Annotated in this window: 11 protein-coding genes; 8 read left to right on the plus strand and 3 right to left on the minus strand. The window is 73.9% G+C overall.

What is annotated here, in order from left to right:
• Positions 1–150: 150 nt before the first annotated feature.
• Complete coding sequence (locus ACFV9Q_RS15125) at positions 151–858, minus strand: hypothetical protein (RefSeq protein WP_377231202.1); 708 nt, start codon at positions 856–858, stop codon at positions 151–153.
• A gap of 346 nt (positions 859–1,204) precedes the next feature.
• Here ACFV9Q_RS15125 and ACFV9Q_RS15130 point away from each other — a divergent pair, with 346 nt between their 5' ends.
• The 7 genes from ACFV9Q_RS15130 to ACFV9Q_RS15160 all read left to right on the plus strand — a co-directional run bounded on the left by ACFV9Q_RS15130 (position 1,205) and on the right by ACFV9Q_RS15160 (position 9,322).
• On the plus strand, positions 1,205–1,414 hold the full coding sequence (locus tag ACFV9Q_RS15130; RefSeq protein WP_377231201.1) for a hypothetical protein: 210 nt from the start codon (positions 1,205–1,207) through the stop codon (positions 1,412–1,414).
• Positions 1,415–1,509: 95 nt separating this feature from the next.
• Positions 1,510–4,530 carry an AAA family ATPase gene (locus ACFV9Q_RS15135; RefSeq protein WP_377235076.1) on the plus strand — a complete coding sequence of 1,007 codons (3,021 nt, stop codon included), beginning with the start codon at positions 1,510–1,512 and terminating at the stop codon, positions 4,528–4,530.
• 90 nt (positions 4,531–4,620) lie between these two features.
• A complete protein-coding gene (locus tag ACFV9Q_RS15140; protein ID WP_377235077.1) occupies positions 4,621–6,819 on the plus strand; it encodes a SpoIIE family protein phosphatase in 2,199 nt (732 codons plus the stop codon).
• A gap of 72 nt (positions 6,820–6,891) precedes the next feature.
• Entirely contained in the window at positions 6,892–7,914 is a 1,023-nt protein-coding gene (locus ACFV9Q_RS15145; protein ID WP_377235078.1) for a sigma-70 family RNA polymerase sigma factor, read from the plus strand.
• Between the two features lie 24 nt (positions 7,915–7,938).
• Positions 7,939–8,400 (plus strand): universal stress protein, encoded by a 462-nt coding sequence (locus ACFV9Q_RS15150; protein WP_377231197.1) that lies wholly within the window; start codon positions 7,939–7,941, stop codon positions 8,398–8,400.
• 50 nt (positions 8,401–8,450) lie between these two features.
• Entirely contained in the window at positions 8,451–8,918 is a 468-nt protein-coding gene (locus ACFV9Q_RS15155; protein ID WP_377235079.1) for a fluoride efflux transporter FluC, read from the plus strand.
• 5 nt (positions 8,919–8,923) lie between these two features.
• Positions 8,924–9,322 (plus strand): fluoride efflux transporter FluC, encoded by a 399-nt coding sequence (locus ACFV9Q_RS15160; RefSeq protein ID WP_377235080.1) that lies wholly within the window; start codon positions 8,924–8,926, stop codon positions 9,320–9,322.
• Here the strand turns inward: ACFV9Q_RS15160 and ACFV9Q_RS15165 are convergent.
• On the minus strand, positions 9,312–9,725 hold the full coding sequence (locus ACFV9Q_RS15165; RefSeq protein ID WP_377235081.1) for a hypothetical protein: 414 nt from the start codon (positions 9,723–9,725) through the stop codon (positions 9,312–9,314). The genes ACFV9Q_RS15160 and ACFV9Q_RS15165 overlap by 11 nt on opposite strands.
• Before the next feature lie 118 nt (positions 9,726–9,843).
• Between ACFV9Q_RS15165 and ACFV9Q_RS15170 the strand changes: the two genes are divergently transcribed.
• Positions 9,844–10,776: a 5'-3' exonuclease H3TH domain-containing protein gene (locus ACFV9Q_RS15170; RefSeq protein WP_377235082.1), complete on the plus strand. Its 933-nt coding sequence runs from the start codon at positions 9,844–9,846 to the stop codon at positions 10,774–10,776.
• A gap of 12 nt (positions 10,777–10,788) precedes the next feature.
• On the opposite strand, the gene ACFV9Q_RS15175 is transcribed toward ACFV9Q_RS15170, so the two are convergent.
• Complete coding sequence (locus tag ACFV9Q_RS15175) at positions 10,789–11,583, minus strand: sirohydrochlorin chelatase (RefSeq protein ID WP_377235083.1); 795 nt, start codon at positions 11,581–11,583, stop codon at positions 10,789–10,791.
• Between the last annotated feature and the right edge of the window lie 13 nt (positions 11,584–11,596).

Below are 11,596 nucleotides of genomic sequence, written 5' to 3' on the forward strand. Positions count from 1 at the left end.
CAGGGGTTGGAACCGGGCGTCGGGCCAGGCGTCAGACTGTGTTCTTGGTGGTGTGGGGGGTGGGTTCCCCTCTTTGGGGGTGGCTTCTCCCCCTCCCCCCCCCCCCCCTTCTCCCCCCCCCCCCCGGTTCCCCCTGTCCGGCCAGGTGTGTCAGGCAGTTGTCGGAGCCGCCTTGACCACCGGGCCCCACGCCAGCGGGTCGAGCGTGCGGGCGTCGTCGTCCGCGTCCCCGGCCCAGCGGCGCGCATCGGCAATAGTTGCTGCGAGCAGGTTCCTCAGGCGTGCGTCGACGTCCGGCACGAACGCCTCCGAGATGCCCTGCACCGCGGTGGAGACCACGCTCGGCGCGGCGTCACGGACGAACCTCTTGGGCCGCACGCTGGTGCCGGCGCAGAACCTCTCGGCCCAGGCCGCCGTCTTCGGTACGGCCGCCAGCGCGTCCTTGCTCTCCGGTGCGAGGGTGCCTGCCGGACGGTCCTCCAGGACGTCGAGCATGCGCTCGGAGCCGAGGACGGCGACGGCGAGCGTCTGCTGCCGGTCCGCGGGCGACACCGGCAGCGCCGTCTGCGCGGCGCGCAGCGCGATCCGCACGTCCCAGCGCGGGTCGGTGCTGGTCAGGCCGATGACCGATGGGATGAGCGGCGCGAGCTGCGGGCGGGCGTGGTCCGCCGTCAGGTCGTTCACCGCGCGCGCCAGCATCGCGATGAGCGGGTGCGTGCAGGCTGGATGGTCGCTCCACTTCTCCCCCGCGAGGAAGGAGGCGAGCTCCATGAAGCACGCGCCCTTCTTGGGGTTGCGGTGCTTCCCACGGCCCAGCATGGGCAAGATGTCGTACGTTCCAGCTTCGGTTCCGGTCACGATCCACCCCCGAATTGGGTCCGCTGCTACTTCCAGTGTGCGTCTGCTGTGACGTAGATCGCAATAGTGGGGCTGTGAACTCCCTGAATCTCGCCCGCCCAGTGTCTCGCCGCGCGGCCCGCGGGGCATCTCGAGCGTCCGCCGAGGCGCGTTCCGGCGGCCCTGAGGTGCACTAAGGCACCTCAGGGCCACCTCAGGCCCGCGCGGGGGTACCTCAGACGCCGCACTGAGGTACCCCGTCGGCCAGGACTGGCCGACCTCCCGATCCGCACCCCCGCGACTCAGGACGAGTGTCTTCCTCATCAGCCGGACGGGCACACGGCCCGCCGGGGACATCGGAGGAATCATGTCGTTGTGGGGACCCGCGGTCGACGCGGAGATCGAGTACCGACAGAGCCAGGCCAAGAACGCCTGGCGCAGCAAGCGGCCGACCGCGGCGGACCGTGCCGCCCGCCTGGAGCGGCGCGCCGCACGTGCGAACCGCACGGAGCAGATCAGGAAGGGCATCGCGGGCATGCGCCCGGCAACCGCCAAGCGGCACGGCCTGTTCGCGTGACGACGGTGGGCGCCGGCGCCCTGGGCGCCGGCTCGGCAGAACCAGAGAAAGGCCAGGCCAGGGGGATTGTCAGTGACCGGTGGCACGATGTGCAGGTGCGACGGTCTACGACGATCCCCCTGGTCTCCCGGCAGGAGCAGGTTGCCTCCCTCCTGCTGGCGGTGGGTCGCGCCTCGGCAGGCCGCCCGGGCCTCGTGCTCGTGGGCGGCGACGCCGGTGTGGGCAAGACCCGCCTCATCGGCCACGTCGCGCAGGCGGCGGAGCAGGCGGGGGCCAGCGCCGTCGTCGTGCACTGCGTCGACCTGGGCCAGGTCGGCATCCCCTACCTCCCCTTCACGGAGGCCCTCACCCAGCTGCAGGCCGGGGCCGCGGGGCCCGACGCCGCCGCGCGGGTCACCGAGCTCGTCGCGGAGCGGCCGGCGCTGTGGCGGCTCCTGGAGCCCGGCAGCAGCGCCGACGCCGACCACGACGAACGGCTCCAGCTCTTCGAGGGCATCGCGCGCAGCCTGGCGGTCGCCGGCGCGCCCGAGCGCCCGCTCGTGCTCGTCGTCGAGGACGCGCACTGGGCCGACGCGTCGACGCGCGACGTGCTGCGCTTCCTCGCCGCCCGCGCCCGCTCCGAGAACGTCCTGCTCGTGGTCACCTACCGGGCGGACGACGTCGACCGCCGGCACCCGCTGCGCCCGTTGCTCGCCGAGCTGTCCCGGCTGGAGCACGTGGAGCGGATCGACCTGCAGCCCTTCACCGAGGACGAGCTGCGCGAGTTCACCACCGCCCTGGCCGGCCGGCCCCTGCCCGCCGCCGGCTTCGCCGACGTGCTGGACCGGTCCGAGGGCAACGCCTTCTTCGCGGAAGAGCTCCTGGACGCCGGGCCGGACTCCGCCAGCCTGCCCTGGACGCTCACCGAGGTGCTCCGCACCCGGCTGGAACGACTGGACCCCGAGGTGCAGCAGGTGCTGCGCATCGCGTCGGTCGCCGGACGCCGCGTGCGCGAGGAGCTGCTGCGGGCCGCGGCCGCCCGCTGGGGCGCGCACGACGTCGACGCCGCACTGCGCGAGGCCGTGACCCAGCAGGTGCTCGTCGTGTCGGGCGTCCACCTGGAGTTCCGGCACGCGCTGCTCGCCGAGGCCCTGTACGCCGACCTGCTGCCGGGCGAGCGGTCGTCGGTGCACCGCGCCTACCTCGCGGTCATCGAGCAGGACGGGCCCGACGGCATGCCGATCGGCAGCGCGGCCGAGCGCGCCCACCACGCCTACGAGGGCCACGACCTGCCCGCGGCGCTGTCCGCGTCGCGCGACGCCGCCCTGCGGGCCCGCCGGCTGCTCGCCCCCGAGGAGGAGCTCAGGCACTGGGAGCAGGTGCTCGCCCTGTGGGAGTCCGTGCCGGACGCAGAGGAGCGGATCGGCCGCGACCGGGTCGACGTCGCGGTAGCGGCGGGCGAGGCCGCAGCACGCGCCGGCGACCCGATGCGGGCGGTCAAGCTGACGCAGCGCGCGGTCGACGGGGCCGTCGATCCCATGCGCCGGGCCGGGCTGCGGCACGTGCTCGTGCACCGGTACCTCGACCTGCCCACCTGGGACGAGGTGCCCGGCCAGGTCGAGGCGGCCATCGAGGACCTCCGGGCCGCCCTCCAGATGCTGCCCGAGCGCAGCCCGGAGCGGATCTGGACCAACGCGCTGCTGGCGCGGGTCACGATGATCATCGACCTGGACGACGACGCCCGCGGGCACGCGCAGTGCGCCATCGAGGAGGCGCGGTCCGTCGGGCAGCCCGGCGCCCTCGCCGCGGCGCTCTCGACCCTCGCCGTGCTCGACGTGGCCGACCCGGACCGGGCGGCGGCACTCCTCGACGAGGCCCGTACGGCGGCGACCGAGGCCGGGGACGTGCTCACGGAGATGCGCACGCTCTACAACGCCACGGCCAACCGGTTCTACGCGGGCGAGCTCGAGGCCGCCCAGCAGCGGGTGGAGCACGCGCTCGCCCGGGCCGAGGAGCTCGGGCTGGCCTGGAGCACGCCGACCGTCAACCTCCGGATCCTGCAGGAGGTCATGCTTTACTTCCGCGGCGACCTGTCGCCGCGACCCGCCGGCGGGGTGCCGGCCACGCACAAGCACGTGCTGGAGGCCACCCAGATGTACGCGGCGGTGGCGCGCGGCGACGCCGACGCCATCCCGCGCGGCGAAGCCCTCTTCGACCACTGGCAGAGCGACGGCCAGATCGCCCTGATCGGCGGCGGCAGCCTGGTCGACGCCCTGACCTGGGCGGGCCGGTACGACGACGCCGCGGCCCTGGCGGTGCGGATCACCGACCACCTGGGCGAGGTGTGGACCGAGGTGTTCCTGGGCCGGATCTGGCTGTCCGCACTGGCGATCGCGGCCCTGGCCGACGCCGCGCAGGCCGACCGGTCCGCGGGCCGCGCGGGTGCCCCCGGCTCGGCCGCCGCCACCGCCGTGGAGACACGCGCGGCCGAACGCCTCGACGCCGGGGACGCGCTCCTCGCGATCGCCCGCGAGACGGCGCAGCGCGGGCGTCCTCGCGGCGGCGTGCTCGGCCCCGAGGGACGGGCCTGGCTCCAGCGGGCCGCCGCCGAGAACGCCCGGCTCCACGCGGTCGTGGGCAGCACCGCGGGTGCCGGCAGCGCTGAGCGGGCGGCCGCAGACCTGTGGCGGGAGGCCGCCGCGAGCTGGCAGGACACCGTGAACGCCTTCGACTTCGGGTACCGCTACGAGGTGGCGCGCTCGCGCTACCGGTGGGCCGAGGCCCTGCTGGGCGCCGGTGAGCGGCAGGCCGCGGAGGTCGAGGCCGCCGAGGCGCTCTCGGCCGCGGAGGACATGGGCGCACAGCCCCTGGCCGACGCGGTCCGGGCGCTCGCCCGGCGGGCGCGGCTCGACCTGCCGGGGGTCCGCCGCGCGACGGCGTCGACCCTCACGGAGCGCGAGGAGGAGGTGCTCGGCCTGGTTGCGCAGGGGCTGTCCAACCGGCAGATCGGCGAGCGGCTGTTCATCTCGACCAAGACGGTGAGCGTGCACGTGTCCAACCTGCTGGCCAAGCTCGGCGCCTCGGGCCGGGCGGAGGCGGTAAGCGTCGCCCACCAGCGCGGTCTGCTCGAGGTGTGACCGGGAACGGGCAGGCTACCTGCCCGGCGCAAAAGGGACACATCCGGTACATCTGTCGCGCACGCGTCCTTCTCTCGCAATACTGATGGGATGCCGACGGACCTCCAGGCGCTGCGAGACCTCGAGCACGTCGGTCTCGCTGCTCCCACAGCGGATGAGGCCTTTGACCGGTTTGCTCGCCTGGTGCGGCGGCACCTGCGGGTCCCGGCCGCCGTCGTCTACTTCGTGGTCCGGGAGGGCCAGGTCCTCGCGGGAGCGTCCGGGGTGCCGGAGCCGATGCAGTCCAACCGGCTGCTGCAGCACCCGGGCACGCTGACCAACGTCATCACGGCGCGCGGCGAGCCGGTCGTCACGGTGGACGCCCGCGCGGACCCGCTGCTGTGCGACAACTACCTGGTCCGGGAGATGGGCCTGGTCGCACTCGCCGGCTACCCCGTCTTCGACCTGCGCGGGCGCGCGGTCGGCGCGCTGTGCGCCGTGGACGATCAGCCCCGCGAGTGGTCGCAGGACGACCTGGACTCCCTCGCCGACCTCGCCGCGGCCTGCACAGCCGAGCTGCGCCTGCGCGCCGAGCGCGAGCGCGCACGCCGCATCCAGGAGACCGCCGTCCGGGCGAACCGACGCAGCCGGTTCCTGCTCTCGCTGAGCGAGGCCTTCGCGAACGCCAACACGATGGACCAGGTCGAAGAGGTCATCGTGGAGGTCGGCACCGCCGGGATCGGCGCGCGGTACTGCGCGTTCGCCCTCGCGGACGCCGACGGCCGCGGCATCACCTACCGGTCCCTGGTCCACGCCGAGCCGCAGTTCCCCCAGCGGCTGCGCCAGACCAAGCTCGACGAGCAGCGTCCCCTCGCCGAGGCGGCCCGCACCGGCCGGCCCCTCTTCTTCCGCACCGGCGAGGAGCTGTTCTCGGCCTTCCCGGGGAAGGAGGAGTTCTGCGACCCGGAGGTCGGCGCCCGCGCCTACCTGCCCGTGGTGACGGCCGGCGCCGTGGTCGCCGTCATCATGCTGGCCTGGGAGCACGACCGCGGGCCCGACCAGGACTCCTACGCGCTCCAGACCGGGCTGGCCCACTACACGGGCCACGCGCTGGAGCGGGCCCGGCTCCTGGAGGAGCGGCGGGAGTCCGCGAAGACCCTGCAGCGGGCGATGCTCAGCCGGCTGCCCGAGGTGGCGCACCTCGACATGGCGGCGACCTACTCACCCGCCACGCGCTCCGACCAGATCGGCGGCGACTGGTACGACGCCGTGGCGGTGGACGACGACGCGACCATGTTCATGATCGGCGACGTGACCGGCCACGACATGCGCGCCGCGGCGAAGATGGGCCAGCTCAGGTCGTTGCTGCGGGCGTTCGCGTGGAGCCACGACGAGTCGCCGTCGGCCCTGCTGTCGCTGCTGGACAAGGCCAACTCCGGGCTGGGCCTGCTCGCCAGCGGGACCGCCGTGGTGGCCCGGCTGGAGCGGGTCGCCGGCGCGTACCAGCTCACCTGGTCCACCGCCGGGCACCCGCCGCCGCTCGTGCTCCGCGAGGACGGCACGGTCGAGCGCCTCTCGGTGCTCCCGGACATGATGCTCGGCGTGCGGCCCACGTCGAAGCGCACCGACCACGTGACGGCGCTGCATCCCGGCGACACGCTCCTGCTGTACACGGACGGCCTCGCCGAGCAGCGCGGCACCACCCCCGACCAGTGGCTGAACCGCCTGCAGAAGACGCTCGGCGCGCTCGGCGACACGGCCACCGCGGCGCTGCCGGTCACCCTCGTGCGCCGCCTCGCCTCGGACGACCAGCGGGACGACGTCGCCGTGCTCGCGGTCCGCGTCCGGGCGGCGGCGCCGTCGGGCCCGCCGTCCCTCGGGCGCCCCGCCACGGCGGAGCGCAAGCTGGCCCCGTCGCTGCTGGACGTCGGCCCGGCCCGCATCTGGGTCGACGACGTGCTGGAGAGCTGCGGGGTGCCGATGCCGCTGCGCCGCACGGTGATGCTGCTGACGTCGGAGGTGCTGACCAACGCTGTCGACCACGGGCAGGCGCCGTTCACCGCCACGGTCGAGGTGGACCTGGACCGGCTGCGGGTGGGGGTGCGCGACTCGTCGACCGTGCAGCCCGAGCTGCGCGACCCGGCGGTCACCGAGTTCGGCGGCCGCGGCGTGCAGTTCCTCGAACGGCTCGCGTCGCGGTGGGGCGTGGACCGGCACGGCGGGGCGCCGCGCCCGAGCCACCGGCACGGACCCCCGCGTGAGGGCCGGCGGACGGGCAAGACCGTCTGGTTCGAGCTCGACCTCGGGTGAACTTGGGCCCCGGGCTTCGGTCAGGGTCGAATCCACGAGAGCGTGTCAGTGGCTCCGCGTACGGTGTGAGCTATGGCACAGACAGCGTCACAACCCACGCAGAGCACCGGTGAGGACCTGGCCGGGGCCGAGCTCTCCGCTCAGCTCGAGGTGTACCGCCGCGAGCTGACCGGATACTGCTACCGCCTGCTGGGCGGCACGTTCGACGCCGACGACGCCGTGCAGGAGACCCTGCTGCGCGCGTGGCGTTCGTACGACCGGTTCGAGGGCCGGTCCTCGCTCCGCACCTGGCTGTACCGGATCGCCACCAACGTCTGCTTCGACCAGCTCGGCTCGAGCCGCGCCAAGCGGGAGCGCCCGATGGGCCTCGGCGCCGCAGCCGACCCGGTCGAGGAGAGCCTGACGATGGTGCTGCCCGAGTACGCGTGGGTGGAGCCGGTCCCGACCGAGCACGTGCTCCCCGGCGCGAGCGACCCCGCGGACACCGCCGTCGCGCGGGAGTCGGTGCGGCTCGCGTTCGTCGCGGCGCTGCAGCACCTGCCGGCCAAGCAGCGGGCGGTGCTGATCCTGCGCGAGGTGCTGCGCTGGCCGGCCGCCGAGGTGGCCACGCTGCTCGACACCTCCGTGGCGTCGGTGAACAGCGCGCTCCAGCGGGCGCGGGCCACGCTCGCCGAGAAGGCCCCCGACCGGTCCGGCACCTCGGAGGCGCCGGCGCAGGCGTCGGCCGACGAGACCGAGCTCCTGGAGCGGTACGTCGCGGCGTTCGAGCGCTACGACATGACCGCGCTGGCCAACCTGCTGCGCGAGGACGCGGTGATGAACATGCCGCCGTACGCGATGTGGCTGGCGGGCATCGAGAACATCCAGGCGTGGATGACCGGGCCCGGCAACGGGTGCGAGGGTTCGCGCTGCATGCCGATCCACGTCAACGGCACCCCGGGGTTCGCCCAGTACCGGGCGGACCCGAAGGGCGGCCACTACCCGTGGGGGATCGTGGTGCTGGAGAACGACGGCAAGCACATCACCGGCATCACCACTTTCATCGACACGGAGAAGTGGTTCCCCCGATTCGGCCTGCCGGACCACCTCGACTGACGTTTTGGCCATACCCTCGTCAGGGTGACTGTGCGATCCGTGGTGGTCGGCGTGGACCACAAGCACCCGGACCTGGCTCGGCGGGCAGCGTCGCTCGTCCAGTCGCTGGGTGGAAGCCTGATCGAGCTCGTGTGCGTGTGGGTCGACGAGACAGCCGTCTCGAACTCCCGGGGATTCACCGTGTCGGTGGATCCGGACATCGCCGTGCCCTCCGACGCCTACGGGGCCGACGTCCTGGCCGGGCTGAACCGGGCGATGGCCGACGTCGGCCTTCCCTGGTGCGCGCGGCGCGGTGCCGGCGACCCGGCGGCCGAGCTGGGGCGGGTGGCCGACGAGGTGGGGGCGGCGATGATCGTCGTCGGCGCCCACCGCTCGGGCCTGCGCGGCTGGACGACCAGCCTCGTGAGCGGGACCGTCGCGGGGCGGCTCATCCACAACCAGTCGCGCCCCGTCCTGGTGCTCCCCGAGACGATGTCGGCCCCGTGAGCGGTAGGTTCGTCCCAGACCTTTCGAACCTCCACGAGGGAAAACGCCGCGTGACACGAGCACCGCACCGCGACTGGCGGTACGTCGGCCTGGTCGCGCTGGGTGGCGCGGGCGGTTCGGTCGCGCGCTATTTCGTCGGCATCTGGTCCGGAATCCTGCTGACGCCGCTGACCTACCTGTTCCCGGACGCGGGCCACACGATTCTCTGGTTCCCGATCGGGACCCTCCTGGTGAACCTCGCCGGCGCGTTCGCGCTGGGCTACCTCCTGGAGGCCCTCGCCCGCCGGGGCCGTGAGACCGTCCGGCGCCGCAAGATCCGCCTCGGGATCGGCACGGGCGTGCTCGGCGGGTTTACCACCTATTCGGCGTTCGCCCTGGAGGTCCAGATGCTGATCGGCCAGGACATGGCGTGGCTCGCGCTGCTGTACGTGACGCTCACCCTCGTGGGCGGCACGGCGACGTGCCTCGGCGGGATCGCGCTGGCGGCACGCGCCGACCGGCGCCGGAAGGGCAGGTGACAGGGATGCTCGCACTGCTCCTCGTGGCCGTCGGCGGCGGCCTGGGCGCCGCCGCCCGGTTCGTGGTCGACGGCGAGGTCAGGGCCCGGCACAACGGCGGGTTCCCGTGGGGCACGTTCGTGGTGAACGTGACCGGCTCGTTCCTGATCGGCGTGTTCTCGACCCTGACCCACACGCTGTCCTGGTACGGGGTGTCCCCCGACGTCGCGCAGCTGGTGCAGTTCTCCCTGACCACGGGCCTGTGCGGCGGCTACACCACGTTCTCCACGGCCACGATGGAATCAGTACGACTGGCCCGGTCCGGCCGGCTCCGGCTCGCGCTGACGAACACCCTGGGCACGCTGCTGGTGACGGTGCTCGCGGCGACCGCGGGCGTGGCGGTGGGCGGCCTGTTCACACCGTGACGTCGCCCACCGGTACGTCGCCAGGGTTGAGCGCGCCGAGGAAGAGCTCCGCCAGCAGCACCCACTCCCCGAGCGGCCGCCGGCCGACGAACCGCGCTGCCTCCTCCGGCGTCCGGTTCACCAGCGCGATGTCGACGACGTACGAGTCGCCGCGCTCCCGCCAGACGACCGCGGCGTTCGTCCGCCGGTTCGACCCGAAGATCCCGGCCCGGAGCTCGTTCTCCGGCTTCTGGACCCGCTCGATCAGCGGGTAGTCCCCGCTGTGCTCCCAGCCCGACCACGCGTGGCTCAGGGCACGCTCGAGATCCGCCTTCGCGGAGGTCACGCGGGTCGTGCCGACCGCCGCCATCCCGAGGCCGAGGCCCTCGATGACCTCGGTCACCTGCTGTTCTTTGCTTGTCATGGTCGGACACTACGGGCACACCGGGCCAGAACCGACCTTCCGCGGGCATTTAGCCGTATTTGTCCCGCATTCTCGCTCGACAGCCCGCTTGTCGGTGGTGCGTGGCAGGCTTCGCAGCATGAGCCTCATGCTCCTCGACTCCGCCTCGCTGTACTTCCGCGCGTTCTTCGGCGTGCCCGACTCGCTGCGCGCCCCCAGCGGCGTACCCGTGAACGCCGTCCGCGGCCTGCTGGACACCATCGCGTGGCTCGCCACGACGCACGGCCCCGACCGCATGGTCGCGTGCTGGGACGACGACTGGCGGCCCGCCTTCCGCGTCGAGGCGATCCCGAGCTACAAGGCGCACCGCGTCGCGCAGGAGGTGCCCGGCACCACGGGCATCGAGGAGGTGCCCGAGACGCTGCTCGCGCAGGTGCCGGTCATCAAGGAGGTGCTGGCGGCGCTCGGCATCGCGCGCGTCGGCGTGCCCGGCTACGAGGCCGACGACGTCATCGGCACCCTGACCGCCCGGGCGGTCGAGCAGGGCGCCGGGCCGGTGGACATCGTCACGGGCGACCGCGACCTGTTCCAGCTCGTCGACGACGCCGCCGGGGTGCGCGTGCTGTACCCGGCGCGCGGCATCCGGGACCCCGACGTGGTTGACGAGAAGCGGCTGGCCGAGAAGTACGGCGTCGCCTCGGGGCAGGCCTACGCGGACATGGCGACGCTCCGCGGCGACCCGAGCGACGGCCTGCCGGGCGTGCCGGGGGTCGGCGAGAAGACCGCGGCCAAGCTGCTCGCCCAGTACGGCACGCTGGGCGGGATCCTCGCCGCGCGGGACGCCGGCGACAAGGGGCTCACCACCACGCAGCGCCGTCGCCTGCTGGAGGCCGACGAGTATCTGAAGGTCGCGCCCGTCGTGGTACAGGTGGCGCGGGACGCTCCCCTGCCCGAGTTCGATCCGGCGGTCCCGACGGCGCCCGCCGACCCGGAGGCCCTGGAGTCGCTCGTCGCGCAGTGGGGCCTGCGCTCCAGCGTCGACCGCGTCCGGACGGCGTTCGGCTGGGCGTGAGCGGGTCCGTGCTCAGGGACTGACGGCCGCGTCGTAGCGGTCCAGCACCACCTGGACCAGTCGTGGGTCGGGCTTGTCGGCCCCGGCCGGGCCTGCGACCGGGTCGGTCACGACGTCGGCGCCCGCCTCCAGCACCCGGTCCAGGAAGTAGCCGGGGGCGAGCAGGTAGGACACGACGATCACGCGGCCGGAGCCCGACGTGCCCGCGCGGGCGGCGGCCACCGCGTCCGAAACGCGCGGCTCCGCACCGGCACCGTACGACGGCGTGACGGGGCGGCCCAGGCGCTGGGCCAGCCCGCTGGCCACCTCCTCGACCGCCGTCGCCGCGGCCGCCACCGAGGACCCGGCGGCGGCGAGCACCACCGCGTCGTCCGGCCGGAACGGGCCGTGCGCCGCCTCGGCGGCGGCGTAGCGGTCGGCCAGGATGTCGACGAGCAGCGGGTGCGGGCCGAGGGGATCGGCCGCCACCGCACTGCCCTCGGCGGTCGCGTTGACGGTCGCGACGGCCTGCGCGATGTCGTGCCGCACGTGGTACCCCGTGGAGAGCAGCACCGGCACGACGACGGCGTCGGGCCCGCCCTCGTCGTCCTGCCCGCCGGAACGCCCGCCGGAACGTGCGGCGGCCCGGGCGTCGCGCACGGCCTCGGCCAGGACGTCACCGACCTCCGGCTGCTGCACGTCCACGAACGCCTCGCGCACGTCGAGGTCCGGCCGGGCGACGCGGACGCCGTCGAGCAGGGCGCGCACGGCGGCCTGGCCGGCGGCGTCGTCGGTCCCGTGGGACGTGCCGATCAGGGTCGCGCTCATGCTCTCTCCCATT

This window comes from Promicromonospora sp. NPDC059942 (assembly GCF_042731755.1).
Taxonomy (GTDB): Bacteria; Actinomycetota; Actinomycetes; order Actinomycetales; family Cellulomonadaceae; genus Promicromonospora.